Genomic DNA, 14,206 nt, shown 5'->3' with positions numbered 1-14,206 from the left:
GCTTTACTCTTAAATAGATATATGAAGATGTGACTACACATTGGCTTAACGCGTGTACAACGCATTTTTATAGAAATATTCAGGAGACATTGCATGTCTAAATCGACCGGAACGGTAAAGTGGTTCAGTGAAGAGAAAGGCTTTGGCTTTATCGCTCAGGATAACGGCGGTCCAGACGTTTTCGTTCACTTCCGTGCCATCATTGGTGACGGTTTCAAAACTCTCGCTGAAGGTCAGGCTGTGACCTTTGACGTTGAGCAGGGCCAGAAAGGTCTTCAGGCTGCCAACGTAGAGAAAGTATAAGCTTTTCCTTTTTCGGGAAAACAGAAAAAGAGCACCATCAGGTGCTCTTTTTTTATAGGTAATCCAGCCCTCTTGAGAAAATCAAACCAGTAGCACTGCACAGCCCATTGGTAGAAAAAAGTTCCAAAACGACAAAAGAAAAACAAAATGGGAGCGTTTTACTTTTTCTACTTGAAACCTTTGTCAAAAGTTAGCACATGCTTCCATTCAAAACCTCTCCTTCGTTGAGTATTAGATAACATCCAGACAGGAGCCTTTAAAATGGGCAAAAACACGTTGCCCCACCGACAAATTCAATAACCCCAGCGCTCTTCTGGTGACCAGCGCCAGCAATGTCTGCCCTTCCGCCGCCATAAACAGCATGACATTTTTGGAATCCAGTTCCTGAATAGCCTGAATCGTTGTTGCCACTCGATTCTGAACACTTGTGCAGTGGATATCTTCCACCACAATACTGACTTCCTGAGCCGGCAATATCACTCTCAGGCCGGTTCCCGGCAGTGCTGAAACCTGATTGACCAGCAATTTCTGGTCACCCAATAACAGCTCAGTGAAACCATATTCCTGATCGTGGCTGCCCACCTGTACTTCCAGAATCGACAGTGCACAGTCATCCCGGGTTAATAAAGAACCTGGCCGACTGAGTAATTGACGACACTCGCCCCGGGATACAACCTGCCCCTGATCAATAAGCAGCAGTTTATCAGCCAGCCGTGCCACCTCTTCACGGGCATGACTCACCATAACAACCGGTATGCCAAAGTGCTGATGGATATTTCTCAAACAGGGAAGAATGCTTGTTTTTGATGACCAGTCCAGTGACGCCAGCGGTTCATCCATTAATAGAAGACGGGGTGCACTTAATAAGGTGCGGGCAATAGCCACACGCTGTTTCTCACCGCCAGACAGTTTATCAACCGTACGCCCCAGTAGATGCACAATATCGAGCTGCTCAACCACCTCGGATAATGACGGCATGGCAACATTGGCTCTGGCCCGCTGCAAGGCAAACCGGAGGTTTTCCATAACGTCCAGATGGGGAAACAGCCTGGCTTCCTGAAATATATAGCCAATGCCCCGTTGCTCCGGCGGAACCCACATTCCCTGTTCCGAGTCCTGCCAGATTTCATCATTAAACTGAAGCCGCCCCCTGGCATGACTTTCCAAACCCGCGATGGTTCTCAGCAAAGAGGTTTTACCACACCCGGAACGCCCCATCATGGCCCAGGTGTTATCGGTATCCAGTGACTCATCAACACTAAGAACAAAGCGGTCCCGGGGCAGCTGAATATCAATTCTTAGCATTAATAACGACCAGGGTGTGATTGGAGGGGTAATTGAGCCACGGGCTGACGATCAAGGCTGTAAAGGGTAACCAGCAGAATCATGGCAAACACCATCAGTCCCGCGGCAATCTGGTGCGCTTCGGTAAACTGCTGTGATTCCACGGCATCGAACAGGGCAATGGACAGCACCTGTGTCTCTCCGGGAATATTGCCGCCAATCATCAGCACCACACCAAACTCCCCAACGGTATGGGCAAACCCCATGCAGGCCGCCAGAATCATCGCCCGGCGGGTACAGGGCAGTACCACATTAAAGAAACGGTCCATGCGCCCGGCCCCCATCATGGCTGCCGCCTCAAGCAGACCTTTATCAAGTTGTTCAAACGCCCGTTGTAAAGGCTGCACGACAAAGGGCATTGAGCAGATAACAGAAGCGATCACTAGCCCGGTAAAACTGAACGCCACGGTGGTGCCGGTCAGGGACAGCCAGAGCTGCCCGGGAGCGTAATTTGGTGAGCAAAGCAACAGTATATAAAAGCCAAGGACGGTGGGCGGTAATACCATTGGCAGCCCCACCAGGGCTTCCAACAGGGGCCTTAGCCGACTCTGCATATTGGCCAGCCCCCAGGCCATGGGAATCGCCAGCAGCATCAGAATCACGGTGGTAATGGTGGCCAGTTTCAGCGTGACCCAGACAGCAGTGAGCAGCATTCAGAGCGCTTCCCTTCGATTTTCGGACGTTGTTTTATCGGCCATTGTCGTTGATACAGGGAAGTACCCCTGTCTGGCAATGGTGCGCTGGGCAGATGGTGACAAAATAAACGCCACAAATGCCCTGGCCGCCTCAGGTTGCCTGGTGCGCTTTAAGATAACCAGATCCTGCTGAATCGGATCATACAACGTTGCAGGAATCGAAAAAATATGACCATCGTGGTCTACCAGCTGCGCTTTCGCCACCAGCCCAGCGGGAATATTACCGCTGGCCACAAACTGCCAGGCCTGCTGGACACTGGCCCCCTGAACCAGACGGGTGCGGAACGAGGACCAGAAACCCAGCTTTTCCAGCACCTGCTGTGCCGCCAGACCATAAGGTGCCGTTGCCGGATTGGCAATGGCCAGGCGTCCCTGATAAACCGCCAGATCCTCCAGGGTCATGATTTTCCCTTCTTTAGCGGAAAACCCGGGGCTCCATAGCACCAGTACTCCCAGGGCATAAGGGTGTCGACTGGCCTTTAGCGTCAGTCCTTTTTGTTCCAGCAGCTTCGGTCTGAGGCTATCTGCTGACAGAAAGATATCGAAAGGCGCACCGTGGGTAATCTGGTTATACAGCACACCGGTCGAGGCCGAGGAGATCAACAACCGGTGCCCGGTGTCTGCCTCAAATGCCTTTGCCAAAACGTCCAGCGATGGTTTGAAGTTTGCTGCAACGGCCACTTTCAGTTCTTCTGCGTAGACCAACACCCCCAGGCAAGAGAGCAAGAATGCTAAAAATACTGTTCTTAACATGAAGCAGGTGTTCTTTATGAGTTCGAAGGTTAAAGCCAGCGATCTGCCGCTGCCCGGTCAGACTCACGCTCATCCACCCAGCGATCCCCTTCCGGTGTCGTCTCTTTCTTCCAGAACGGCGCACGGGTTTTCAGGTAATCCATAATAAACTCACAGGCTGCAAACGCTTCTTTGCGATGGGCGCTGGCGACACCCACAAAAACAATTCGGTCCCCGGGGTACATCTGACCAATGCGATGGATAACCCGGACAGTTTGAAGCTCCCAACGTGCCATGGCCTCATCGATAATTTCCTGCAGGGCTTTTTCCGTCATCCCCGGATAATGTTCCAGAAACAGGCCTCCCACCTTATCCCCAAGGTTCATATCGCGAACCGTACCGGTAAAAGTGACAATCGCTCCTGATGACTTATTCCCTTCCAGACGTTTATATTCCAGACCGGGGCTAAAGTCTTCTGTTTGAATGGCAATCAAGGTTCTGATCCTGTTTGTTTTGGCACCACTTTTCACCACAAATAAAAATCACCCGCCGGTCACCGGAGGAAAAAAGGCGACCTCATCACCTGACTGCAATGTGACATCCTGGCGAGTCATGGTCTGATTGATGGCAACCAGAGTACGCTCACTCATCATGACTTCACGCCAGCCTTCACCTTGGTCCGCCAACTGACTTTTTAATGCGGACAGCAAGGGAGCATACTCCCCTTCTTCCAAGGTCAACTGTTCGCAGTTCAGCTTTTCCCGAAAACTGGCAAAGAAACGTACTGTAATCATGCTGCACCACCTGTCGCTGAACCATGAATATAGTGACCACTGCGACCACCACCCTTTTCCAGCACACGAATGCCTTCAATATGCATCTCTTTATCCACTGCCTTGCACATATCATAGATCGTCAGGGCAGCAACCGATGCCGCTGTCAGCGCTTCAATCTCAACGCCGGTTTTGCCATTCAAACGACAACAGGTTTCAATTCGAATGCAGGCTTCACCATTCACTGAAGCCGCGTCTTCAAGCTGAAACTCAACACCGATAAAGTTCAGCATCAACGGGTGGCAAAGCGGCACCAGCTGGCTGCACTGTTTAGCCGCCTGAATGCCGGCAATTCTGGCCACGGCAAGTACGTCCCCTTTTTTAAGGCCGTTGTCTTTTACCAGCGCCAGTGTCTCAGGTGCCATGTAGATATAACCTTCGGCCCTGGCTTCACGGCGTGTGATGTCTTTTTCACCAACATCAACCATGCTGGCCTTACCATCACTATCAATATGGCTGAGGGCACTATTGGCAGACGACATGATTACCCTGCCTTTTTTAATTGTTCAACAAAGTTACACGGACGATGCTGGCTGTTCAGCTGATCCCTGATAATGCCTTCCCAGGCGGTCTTACAGGCATTATTGGAGCCGGGCATAACAAAAATAACGGTGCCGTTGGCCATGCCCGCCACGGTACGGGACTGGATGGTGGAGGTTTTGATCTGATCATAGGAAAGCTGGCGGAACAGCTCGCCATAACCATCAATCTGCTTGTCAAAAACAGGCAACAGCGCTTCTGGTGTGCTGTCTCTGCCAGAGAAACCGGTACCGCCTGTGACCAGCACGGCCTGCACACAGTCTGGGGACCCTGCATCACTGGCAATCCAGCGGGATACGACTTCGCGAATCTTGTAGATATCGTCTTTTACAATGGCCTTGTCAACAAGTTTGTGACCAGCGGCGGTCAGGCTATCAACCAGTAAGTGACCAGATGTGTCGTTTTCTTCGGTACGGGTGTCGGACACCGTCAACACGGCAATATTTACAGGAATAAACTCATCAAACTGATTATGAGCCATGGCTATTCTCGCTCCAGTCTATTTTCAATCGTATTCAGGGGTGCTCATGACCAGGTGTGCAATATGGACGACATCTTACGTCTGAACAACCGCCTTATTAACCAGATTATGCCAGTCTTCTGGCGTATTGACGTTGACAAAAAGGTCTGCCATGGATGACGGCAGCGCCAGGGTCTGTCCATCTGAAAGCTGATGCAAACGCCACAGGGCATAGTCCTTCGGATTATCACTGGTTATGGCACGCTCAACGGCTTGCCGCAATGTTGAAGTGACCGGCAATATCATCGGCAGATTAAAACCCGCAAAACAGCACGCCTGCTGTTGATCGCCAAGTGTCCGGATCGCATCGGCAGGAACCAGTGGCATATCCACAGGAATCACCAGCAGCCGGTCGCCATCCTGCAGTCGCTGTAAAGCCGCATGAATGCCGCTGAGCGGGCCTCTTCCGGGAACCACATCGGCAATAACAGAGTCATCCGGGGCAAAACCGGACCCACTGATCAGAACCTGATCAATCCCGGCCCCAGCCAGCAGAGCAGCTATATGTTGGTAAAGCGGTTTGCCACACCAGTTCAGCCGTGACTTATCCTGCCCCATACGGGAGGAACGACCACCAGCCAGAACCAGGCCGTAGAGTGTGCCATGGGCTGTCATTCGATCACAGACTCTTTGTGCCAATATTCAATTTAACCCGGAGATGGTCCGGAAATAGCGTCCGTCAGAACGCCCCTGTCTCCGGACAGACAAACGGCTAGTGTAAGGTTTTCCACCCCGCTGACAAGCCTTGAGATCAATTATCATACAGAAAAGCCGCCGCTTAACCCGTTCGTCCGTTGGCTATACTGTTTTGACCACAGCAAATAGATAACAATGATCAACAATGAGAAAGAATCAGGTACTGAGCCTTTTCCAGCAGAACCAGACAGCCATCAACTGCTGGCTTATCCATCCAAGCCCAATGACGGCGGAGCTGATTGCCCACCAGGGTTTTGACTCAATAACCATCGATATGCAGCACGGCATGATTGGCTTTGAATCAGCCCTGGCCATGTTGCAAGCCATATCCACCACCCCGGTGACTCCGCTGGTCAGGGTTCCCTGGCTTGATCCGGGCATCATTATGAAGATGCTGGATGCCGGTGCTTATGGCGTTATCTGCCCAATGATTGAAACCGCAGAGCAGACCCGGGAGTTTGTCGCCACCTGCCGTTACCCCGGCAAAGGCAACCGCAGCTTTGGCCCCAGCAGGGCGATGATCTATGCAGGCAGTGATTACCCGGAAAAAGCAGAAGAGACCATTTTGCCCATGGTCATGATAGAGACCCGTCAGGCTCTGGATAACCTGGATGATATCCTCAGCACCGAAGGACTGGGAGCCATCTATATTGGCCCCTTTGACCTGTCCTACGCCCTGGGCTGTCAGCCCCAACCTGACCACTATGAGGCTCCCGTTATGGAGGCCATCGAACATATCCTTGCCTGCAGCAAAAAACATAATGTTCCCGCAGCCATTCATTGCATGGGGCCACAGTTCGCTGATCGTATGCGAAAAAAAGGGTTCAGCCTGGTCACCGCTGGCTGTGACGCTGACTTCGTCCGCGCGGGTGCCACACACACCATCCAATCACTGAGGCCGTAATCTGAAAGTCGTTCAGAAACCGCCTTATTTCACCCTGATAATATAATCAAACCAGTCCGAAGGGGCCGGAACATCTTCTTCTGAAGCGATGTCCCTGCCCTTGATGGAGAAACCGGATTCATGGACAGAGTCCGAGCTTCCGGTTTTCAGAGGATGCCATTGTGGCAGGTCATAACCATGGTAGAGCAGATGATAAGCGCAGCTGTCCGGCAGCCATGGCAAATGCTCATGCAGGGTTTTCGGGGTAAACTTGATGCAGTCATCCACATACTTGCGACGGTGTTTATAATGCCTGCAGCGGCAGGTCTCCAGATCCAGCAGCCGACAGGCTACCGCCGTTGTGTGAATCTCATCCGAATCCGCATCAATAATCTTATTGAGGCAGCAGCGACCACAGCCATCACAGAGCGACTCCCACTCTTCGGGCGTCATCTCGGTTAACGATTTTACCTGCCAGAATGCAGGTTCCTGCTCACTCATCAAACACCTGAACACGATATAACATTGGATTTAACTGAGCATACTACCCCTTCAAAAGATGGCAATACGCGAGTTCACGGTTCAGTAATTATCGCACGTTATAACCATCGATAATGGGCTGAAGGTCATCGACACTGCTTCGCTGAATTCTGGTTTGCTTCAAATTGGCGATTTATCCCTCCTCCTCTAATCTGTTCGGCAGATGGGATGCGTTGAGATGAATAACAGAATATCGTCGTTTGACTGTTGTTTTCATTGCTTTTTTTATACTCGTGATGCCGTCTAAAGTCGTGCATTAGTCTTTTGTTATTAAAAGCAATCACAATGATTATGATTTTCCTCATGAATCTGGAGAAAGAGTATGCAAACACCAACCGAAAAGAATTATGCTGCAGTAACATACCCGGGCAACGTTTTCAGTACATCTCCCGAGCAGGAGAACACTGGGACGGGTAATACCGGGCAGTTAAATGGTTTGAGTGTCATTGTTCGCTCTGCCGTCATTCCTTTTTTTCAGTCGCTCTCTCCTGATTACCAGCAGCCTTCAGCCAATAATAATGAATCAGTGCCGTATGATTCAAAGCCAGTTGCACTACCCAGCCAATCAATGCTGAATGATATCTGCCAGGGTGCTGGATTAGTCGCTCAACTGGCGGGAGCCTGGGTTCCGCAAGTGAAAGTGTTGGCTGATGTGGCTTCTAAATTATGTTTCGCTGGTAATTTTGCCGGTAAAGCCATTGACTACATGCAAGAAAAAGATGCTGTAAAGGGAGAGCTTTCCGGGCAAAAATGTACCGGTGAGAAGCGCCGACCGATCGCCCAAAGTAGTATGACCCGGGAAGTGCTCACCGCTGCTGCCATGGTCACTATGGGGCAGATACCCGTTTCTGCTGCTACACCTCCACCGAGCAATGCAACGGATCGCCCGATTCCGGTACCAAACCGGGAAACATTGGAACAAATTGGCCAAAATGACAGTTACCCGTTATCGGGTCATTATGTCCAGACTCAGGATATCAACTGCGATGTCACCATTGGCAGTGAAGATCAGCCGTTTTATGGGGATTACGATGGCGGATGCCATAAGATCACTGGTCAGAGACATTGTTTATTTGGCAAGGTTGCAAAGCATGGTGTTGTCCGTGATCTGCGCATGGAGCAGGCCCATGTTGAGAGTAATGATAAATACAGTTCCGTAGTCGTCTGTAAAATGGGCGAAGGAAGCCGTCTGGAAAACCTGCTGATAGAACATTCCAGCGTTTTGACTAACAAGGATGGCGAGCGTGGCGCAGCATCGATGACTCATGCAGGTGTGATAACAAGCCACCAGCAGGAGAATAGCTATATTGAGCAAGTTGGGGTCAATAATTGCTCAGTGACCAGTACTGGTAAATCTGGAGCTGTTGGTATTGTCAGTGGTAGGGCTGAAGGAGATATACAACATGTGACTGTAAACAACAGTCGGGTCAAAACAAATCGTGACCACTCCCGCGCCGGCATTGGTGCCGGAATCGTTGAGGGCCGAATTAACCATCTTACCGTTCTGGACAGTCAGGTTGAAACGGATGCGACTGATAGTTTCGCCGGCATTGGTGGGGGAATAATATATGACGGGGGCAAACTGGAAAAGTTGACCGCTGTGAACAGTTTAGTGAAGACCGAAGGAGTTTTTTCAGATGCTGGTATCGGTGCTGGTGAATGTAAATCTGGTGGACTGCTAGCAGGAACAACAGCAATAGCATGTAATGTAACGACCCTGGGAGATGGCGCGGAAGCCGCCATTGGTGTGGGTGAAACTCGATGTGAGGTTCTTGATACCAGGGCCATTGACTGTTTCGTCAATACCTCCGGAGATTACGCTGATGCTGCCATTGGGACCGGTTATTTTAATGGGGGAAAAACAGAGGACATTATTGCGGTGAGAGGCGGCATTACTGCCAGAGGTAAATATGCAGAAAGAGGTATTGCTGCTGGATCGATGGATCAATTCATCTATTCTACCAGTCACCCCTCTGTTATTAAAATGACAAACAGTGTTCAGGCAGTGAACGTCACTGTAAACGGCAGGTTGCAAAATGTCGGCAATGTGTCCCAGTCCTCTTTAGATCAGTTGTGTGATATTGCTGATCAACGATTTGTGACCAATGATTGTCGGGTAATTAATCAGCCTTCAAAAGGTTACGGGAACTGTACAGCAACGGATTTGCTGTTTGCACCCTCCTCCCTGCCAAGTTCAAGTGCTCCATCGACGCTGAATACCGGACTGGTGAATTATACCGGAGCCTCAACAGCATTAACCTCCCTGGTAACAGGAGTCCAGGCAGGAACAACCCTAAGCACTGGGGCCATTGTCGGGATTTCTATAGGGGTGGCGGCTGCTCTGGGTCTCGGTGCTTTATTCGCCTGGCGTTATTACACCCATCGTCAGGTTGATTCGGATGTTGTGACCATGAGCGTACTGAGAAATATGCAGATTGAAGAGCCGAATGATGATTAATCATTCATTAGCCTGACAAGGAAGAAAAGGAGAAGAAAAGGACACCCGGAGAAGAAAAGGACACCCAAAGATTTTGAAGGGAAGAAAAGGACACCCAAAGATTTTAAAGCCAGGATAATCAAATATTTCGTTCGCTAATTGCGGAAATGAAAGTCACAGTCAAGGAAGAGAAAAGCAATCAGAACTCAGAAATGTTCACTTATGAGCTGCCAGAGTCTATAGCGTAGTGAAGGACAGGGGCTGAAGTCAGAGTTTTTTTCAGCTTCAACAATATGGCGGACGGAAAGTTAGCCTGCAAATAGCAAAGCGCTGGTACTCTGACCATGTATCCAGGACTTTCCCATTTTTTCAGCATAACTTTTCAGTGATGCCAGCGTACCAACGGCCCGATAGAAACGGTTATTCCACTGCATGGTTTTAAACCACTCATCCGGCGGAATATCAAAAAACTTAAGTATTGAGGGAATGTTGTCGTTTAAACAACCTCGCTTACCTTGACGAACAATTCCTCCCGACCAGTCAACCAGTTCAAAATAACTACTGAGTGCATAAGGCAATGCATGGTCAGGGTTTTGTCCTGGCTCTTTGAAGGGCTTCAATTTGGCAGGTTGCTTTTTGCCGGATGGAGCTGAGTAGTATTTCGTCCGTTTGCTGATAGAAGTGTATTCAGAGGTCTCTGGCGATTTCGCCATTTTGGCTCGAACAGGGTTTAAATCAACATAGGCCATACAAGTCAGCAGAGCCGCATCGTCGAGCAGCGCCTGGCTTTTGTAACGTCCTTCCCAGAACCTTCCCTTACAGTTATCCTCTTTATTGGCTTTTCTGGCCAGATGTTCGTTGAGGCATCTCATAAACCAGCCGATATCCATCAAACGACAACGATATTCTTCAGCAAACTCATCCACCCGTAGCTTGTCTGCCTCGCGCAATTGTTCGCCAGAGAGAAATCGTTGGACCAGCATCGGGCCTGAAAATAGGGAAGACCAACGAGTGAGAATCTCATTGGTAGACCAGCTCCTGGCCTGTTTACGGTTGATGTAAAGCACGATGTGGTAATGATTGGACATGACCGCATAAGCACAAACTTCCAATGCAAAGATTGACGATAGCTGTTGAATTCGGTCTTCCCCCCATAGGCGACGGTGTTCGCAGTCCTTGCCGGAAAACGAATCTTTACCACAGAGAAAGGCTTGACGAACGCAGCGAGCCATGCAGTGGTAATAAGGTGTACAGGCTGGGTCTATCAAGTTTTTCCGAGCAGTCGTCATGACTTTAGTAGCGATCTTTAAGTTTTTGATGCTTAAAAAGTAGTCGAGATGTCTGAATGATCAAGAAAAATGTGGATGTCTTATTTTTCTCAGTGAAGAGACTCTGGCGGCTGTGACCATCAGGCTGTAAAAGTAACCGCTTTCACGCCTCCGCCAGTAACGCCCGCCACTCAACCAACTTCTCTTCCAAATCAGCAATATGCGCCTCCAGCCCAGCCAGTTCCTCTTCACCAATGTGCAACCGGTCACGAACATCATGGTGCCGCTTCACCCGCCGTTGCAGAACCGACAGTTCCTCTTCAGCCACCATCACCCGCACTGCCATGGACGGGATAGACGAGTAACTGATCTTGCCCTGGTTGTTTCGTGGCACCTGTGCCAGATGGATACGATCCATAGCAACGTCTCCTTTGATATTACTTCTGCTGAGCGCAGCAGACGACTAGAAGACAATGGTACTAAGTTCAGAAACGGTATCCCATCCCCAATATGGGAAAAATGGGATTATCCTTGGCTGAGCACCCCGGATAATCGCAAGCATTGATACGTTGCAATGCGAGTATTTTACAAAAACACGGAACCAGGCGGCTCAGATAAGCAATTGAGTCGAATTATTGTGTAAATTAGTCAGAAGTATTCCGTTGTATATTCCTTTCTAATAGATCGATAAAATTCGCGCACATGTGCCAAAAGGTTGAAGTAATCATGGGCGTAGTCGACGATGCTATTGCACTGAGAAACAAACTGATTTCTGAAGAAGGGACCGCAGTACCCGAAGAGTTTTCCGGAATATCAAAGACGAAAATTGCTGAAGTACTTCAGAAAATTGACCGAAAAACACCAGACATGGTGGATGCTGTTTTTGCTCTCCTGGATACCCGCTCCAACTGGTTCAGTAAGGCACCCATTGGTACAGCATTCAAAGATGGCGCAGCTACAGCTCACGTTGGAGCACATATTGGTATCTTACAAAGAGGCCAGAATACTAAGCTTGATCGTGAAGGAAGGGATTACTGGCTGAAACCTCTTTGGGAGATAGGCGCTATTGAGAAGGTAACTCTGGAAAGTAAAACACGACAGTTTATTAATGGGCATGTGAAGGCCAAGTCACCTAACTCAGCCTATCGGCTGGCAGACAACTTTATTCAAATCCTAAATGCTCCCGATGGTCAGTGGCAGCCAATGTTCGATGCATGGATCAGGGAAGATGCTATTAAAGAGCGCCTTTCATTGCAGGCAGAATTGGCAGAAAGAGCCCGAAAACTGGTCGATAATAGTCACAGTAACCTGATCAGTGCCAGCCATGAAATTTATGCACCTCGTTTTCTACCTGGATATCAGGTGGTTTATATTGATGACGGGGATGGTGATCGCATTACCAACGCACAAAAAGAAAAATTAATAGAAGCAGGGCTGAACCTGACCTTGGCGGATGCAATGCCCGATGTCCTACTTTGGAACCCGGCTACTGATTGTCTTTGGGTCATTGAAGCCGTGACCAGCGATGGCGAGGTAGATCTGCATAAGAAGGCTAGTCTAACCGCCTTTGCAGAAAAGCATGGAAAAGCAGGCATTGGCTTTACCACCACCTATCCCACTTGGAGAAAGGCGGCGGAGCGACAGAGCCGATTGAAAAACCTTGCTGATGGTACTTGGTTGTGGATTCAGGAGGACCCATCAAGAAATATTCATATTTTGCAAGCGTGATCCGCTGTCTATAAAATAGCCGACACCAGACGATTGATCTCCTCCTGAGATGGCAGCGAGCTTCCTTTTGCTCCATGCCCTAAAGCTTGCAACTGCTCTATTGTGGGGTAACGCAAGTTTCTCAGGTCTGTGGCGTTGACCTGGGTGTGCCCGTTAAACTGCCGAAAATATTGATCAACAATGGTGCTATTCAAAAACAGCCACAAGCCCCTGGCAAGATCCTGCGGCAACGGTTTTCCCAAGGCATGAAAATAGTTGGTTTTATTCTCAAAGCCTACAACGTCTACGTCAGCAACAGACGGTTCATAGAGGGAGGCAACAATCCGGCGTTTTTCTTCTTTTGCTGTCAGTCGTTTGGTCAATATATAAGTGCCGTTGGGAACCATCAGTTTGGCGGTTTCACTGTTGTTAAGCAGGGCATTCGGTTTTTTTACATTGCTTATTGGCCATACGATAGAACCATTTTTTAAATGCATGGGATAAATCAGTGGCACAGTCTGCGCTTCGGGCTCCATTCTCAGGTTATCCCTGGTCCTGAAATCAACCACTTTTCCGGTGCTGACATCAAGACCCAAATCAGACAATGAGCACGGCAAACCGCCCACCTTAACGGCGATATCGGCTTCCTGCTCTGAGGTCACAATATGGATAAAACGGTCTGGATTATCTGAATTAACCACTTCATGGAAAGGGGTGATTCGAATAATCGGGTTTGGGTCTTCAGCACAACTGCTGGATGAAATTTCCACATCCCCCTGTGGCTCCCCCTTTACCAGGTGGAAAATCACATTTTCCTGCAGGACTTTGTCGCCTTTAAACGCTTTCGTACGGCTGTTGAATACCCGGATTTTCTTCAGTGCAGTATCCTCTAACAGGATATCCCTGAATCCTTTAAAGTACGGGCCATTGCAGAAACTGCGCGGGGTAATGGCCACCAGTTCACCACCAGGCTCAAGAAGTTTGATGGCAAGTGCAACAAAGGCGGAATAGAGGTTGCCGGTTTCGATGCCTACCTGCTGGAGTAACTTTCGATGGCGGCTTTTACTGCCGATCTTGAAATAAGGTGGATTAAGAATCGCCTTGTTGTAACGAATTATAGGGGTTGCATCGACATAAATCGCCTGCAATTGATTGACAGCACTCTCAATAAAATCGGCCGGGATAATATTACTGTGCCACTGAATCTTTTGCTCCCCTGCAACCTCGGCAAACAGAGCCATGCTATTGTGCAAGTTATTAATCAGAACCTTGTCGGTTTCGTAGGCGGTAGCAGTAATTTTATTGACATCGCCTTCCTGAACCACTCTTTGCAAAAAAGCAGCGGTCAGGGAGCCAACACCAGCCCCTGCGTCCAGCAATGAGATATCGCCGCTGAGATTATCAAACATGGACGCCAACAGCTCAGCTGTTGGAGCGGGTGTCATATACTGACCTTGCTCGCTCCGTTTGGCTTGATCAAGTTTCAAGGCGGCTTGTTGCCGAATGTCATCAATAATGTGTAACAAGTCCCTGAAGTCTCCACGCTTTGCTGGTTGTAATGAATCTGACAGGCTAATCGGTGCATCTGCGTTTACCAGAAAACCCAGACTGTATAAAAAAACAGTTAAAACATAATGGCAAAGCTGGCCGGAAGCAACCGGGATTTTCATTATTTAAATCATTTATTGCTTCGATAGAGGGTTGATTC

At 49.2% G+C, this 14,206-nt stretch carries 16 protein-coding genes; 4 read left to right on the top strand and 12 right to left on the bottom strand.

All coding sequences use genetic code 11. The features are described 5' to 3' along the window. Positions 1–93: 93 nt before the first annotated feature. Positions 94–303, top strand: coding sequence for a cold-shock protein (locus ACO6UY_RS10670; RefSeq protein WP_101745061.1), 210 nt, complete (start codon positions 94–96; stop codon positions 301–303). A 231-nt stretch (positions 304–534) separates the two neighbouring features. Here ACO6UY_RS10670 and modC read toward each other — a convergent pair whose 3' ends face one another. From modC to ACO6UY_RS10630, 8 genes are all read right to left on the bottom strand, one after another. Continuing rightward, a complete protein-coding gene (modC, locus tag ACO6UY_RS10665; RefSeq protein ID WP_422450051.1) occupies positions 535–1,608 on the bottom strand; it encodes a molybdenum ABC transporter ATP-binding protein in 1,074 nt (357 codons plus the stop codon). Beyond that, the gene (gene modB, locus ACO6UY_RS10660) at positions 1,608–2,300 is read right to left on the bottom strand and encodes a molybdate ABC transporter permease subunit (RefSeq protein ID WP_422450050.1); all 693 of its coding nucleotides are present in this window, start codon (positions 2,298–2,300) and stop codon (positions 1,608–1,610) included. Before modB ends, modC begins: the two co-directional genes overlap by 1 nt. Beyond that, positions 2,301–3,095, bottom strand: a complete 795-nt coding sequence (modA, locus tag ACO6UY_RS10655) for a molybdate ABC transporter substrate-binding protein (protein WP_422450049.1) — start codon at positions 3,093–3,095, stop codon at positions 2,301–2,303. 29 nt (positions 3,096–3,124) lie between these two features. Then, a complete protein-coding gene (gene moaE / locus ACO6UY_RS10650) occupies positions 3,125–3,568 on the bottom strand; it encodes a molybdopterin synthase catalytic subunit MoaE (protein ID WP_422450048.1) in 444 nt (147 codons plus the stop codon). A gap of 48 nt (positions 3,569–3,616) precedes the next feature. Continuing rightward, entirely contained in the window at positions 3,617–3,868 is a 252-nt protein-coding gene (locus ACO6UY_RS10645) for a MoaD/ThiS family protein (RefSeq protein WP_269676508.1), read from the bottom strand. Further along, the gene (gene moaC, locus ACO6UY_RS10640; protein ID WP_422450047.1) at positions 3,865–4,389 is read right to left on the bottom strand and encodes a cyclic pyranopterin monophosphate synthase MoaC; all 525 of its coding nucleotides are present in this window, start codon (positions 4,387–4,389) and stop codon (positions 3,865–3,867) included. The genes ACO6UY_RS10645 and moaC overlap by 4 nt, the downstream gene beginning before the upstream one ends. 2 nt (positions 4,390–4,391) lie before the next feature. After that, positions 4,392–4,928: a molybdenum cofactor biosynthesis protein B gene (gene moaB / locus ACO6UY_RS10635; protein WP_269675561.1), complete on the bottom strand. Its 537-nt coding sequence runs from the start codon at positions 4,926–4,928 to the stop codon at positions 4,392–4,394. A 75-nt stretch (positions 4,929–5,003) separates the two neighbouring features. Continuing rightward, positions 5,004–5,606 (bottom strand): molybdenum cofactor guanylyltransferase, encoded by a 603-nt coding sequence (locus tag ACO6UY_RS10630; RefSeq protein WP_422489867.1) that lies wholly within the window; start codon positions 5,604–5,606, stop codon positions 5,004–5,006. 202 nt (positions 5,607–5,808) lie between these two features. Between ACO6UY_RS10630 and ACO6UY_RS10625 the strand changes: the two genes are divergently transcribed. After that, positions 5,809–6,567, top strand: coding sequence for an HpcH/HpaI aldolase family protein (locus ACO6UY_RS10625; protein ID WP_422450045.1), 759 nt, complete (start codon positions 5,809–5,811; stop codon positions 6,565–6,567). A gap of 24 nt (positions 6,568–6,591) precedes the next feature. Here ACO6UY_RS10625 and ACO6UY_RS10620 read toward each other — a convergent pair whose 3' ends face one another. After that, positions 6,592–7,047: a YcgN family cysteine cluster protein gene (locus ACO6UY_RS10620; protein WP_422489865.1), complete on the bottom strand. Its 456-nt coding sequence runs from the start codon at positions 7,045–7,047 to the stop codon at positions 6,592–6,594. Between the two features lie 361 nt (positions 7,048–7,408). Between ACO6UY_RS10620 and ACO6UY_RS10615 the strand changes: the two genes are divergently transcribed. Continuing rightward, positions 7,409–9,544, top strand: coding sequence for a hypothetical protein (locus tag ACO6UY_RS10615; protein ID WP_422489863.1), 2,136 nt, complete (start codon positions 7,409–7,411; stop codon positions 9,542–9,544). 287 nt (positions 9,545–9,831) lie between these two features. Here ACO6UY_RS10615 and ACO6UY_RS10610 read toward each other — a convergent pair whose 3' ends face one another. Together ACO6UY_RS10610 and ACO6UY_RS10605 are read right to left on the bottom strand one after the other, a co-directional pair. Next, complete coding sequence (locus ACO6UY_RS10610) at positions 9,832–10,791, bottom strand: transposase (RefSeq protein WP_422450042.1); 960 nt, start codon at positions 10,789–10,791, stop codon at positions 9,832–9,834. Between the two features lie 163 nt (positions 10,792–10,954). Continuing rightward, positions 10,955–11,209 carry a hypothetical protein gene (locus tag ACO6UY_RS10605; protein WP_101745073.1) on the bottom strand — a complete coding sequence of 85 codons (255 nt, stop codon included), beginning with the start codon at positions 11,207–11,209 and terminating at the stop codon, positions 10,955–10,957. Positions 11,210–11,658: 449 nt separating this feature from the next. On the opposite strand from ACO6UY_RS10605, the gene ACO6UY_RS10600 reads away from it, so the two are divergent. Then, complete coding sequence (locus ACO6UY_RS10600) at positions 11,659–12,519, top strand: BsuBI/PstI family type II restriction endonuclease (RefSeq protein ID WP_422489861.1); 861 nt, start codon at positions 11,659–11,661, stop codon at positions 12,517–12,519. A gap of 8 nt (positions 12,520–12,527) precedes the next feature. On the opposite strand, the gene ACO6UY_RS10595 is transcribed toward ACO6UY_RS10600, so the two are convergent. Further along, positions 12,528–14,168 carry an Eco57I restriction-modification methylase domain-containing protein gene (locus ACO6UY_RS10595; protein WP_422489859.1) on the bottom strand — a complete coding sequence of 547 codons (1,641 nt, stop codon included), beginning with the start codon at positions 14,166–14,168 and terminating at the stop codon, positions 12,528–12,530. Between the last annotated feature and the right edge of the window lie 38 nt (positions 14,169–14,206).

The sequence above is a fragment of the Endozoicomonas sp. ALE010 genome, from assembly GCF_049310165.1.
Lineage (GTDB): Bacteria > Pseudomonadota > Gammaproteobacteria > Pseudomonadales > Endozoicomonadaceae > Endozoicomonas.
This window is presented reverse-complemented; position numbering and strand designations above follow the sequence as displayed.

Bases quoted from the DNA above. Each gene is read 5' to 3' on its own strand.
- ACO6UY_RS10670 (WP_101745061.1), top strand. From the start codon at position 94: ATGTCTAAATCGACCGGAACGGTAAAGTGGTTCAGTGAAGAGAAAGGC.
- modC (WP_422450051.1), bottom strand. From the start codon at position 1,608: ATGCTAAGAATTGATATTCAGCTGCCCCGGGACCGCTTTGTTCTTAGT.
- modB (WP_422450050.1), bottom strand. From the start codon at position 2,300: ATGCTGCTCACTGCTGTCTGGGTCACGCTGAAACTGGCCACCATTACC.
- modA (WP_422450049.1), bottom strand. From the start codon at position 3,095: ATGTTAAGAACAGTATTTTTAGCATTCTTGCTCTCTTGCCTGGGGGTG.
- ACO6UY_RS10645 (WP_269676508.1), bottom strand. From the start codon at position 3,868: ATGATTACAGTACGTTTCTTTGCCAGTTTTCGGGAAAAGCTGAACTGC.
- moaC (WP_422450047.1), bottom strand. From the start codon at position 4,389: ATGTCGTCTGCCAATAGTGCCCTCAGCCATATTGATAGTGATGGTAAG.
- moaB (WP_269675561.1), bottom strand. From the start codon at position 4,928: ATGGCTCATAATCAGTTTGATGAGTTTATTCCTGTAAATATTGCCGTG.
- ACO6UY_RS10625 (WP_422450045.1), top strand. From the start codon at position 5,809: ATGAGAAAGAATCAGGTACTGAGCCTTTTCCAGCAGAACCAGACAGCC.
- ACO6UY_RS10620 (WP_422489865.1), bottom strand. From the start codon at position 7,047: ATGAGTGAGCAGGAACCTGCATTCTGGCAGGTAAAATCGTTAACCGAG.
- ACO6UY_RS10615 (WP_422489863.1), top strand. From the start codon at position 7,409: ATGCAAACACCAACCGAAAAGAATTATGCTGCAGTAACATACCCGGGC.
- ACO6UY_RS10605 (WP_101745073.1), bottom strand. From the start codon at position 11,209: ATGGATCGTATCCATCTGGCACAGGTGCCACGAAACAACCAGGGCAAG.
- ACO6UY_RS10600 (WP_422489861.1), top strand. From the start codon at position 11,659: ATGGTGGATGCTGTTTTTGCTCTCCTGGATACCCGCTCCAACTGGTTC.
- ACO6UY_RS10595 (WP_422489859.1), bottom strand. From the start codon at position 14,168: ATGAAAATCCCGGTTGCTTCCGGCCAGCTTTGCCATTATGTTTTAACT.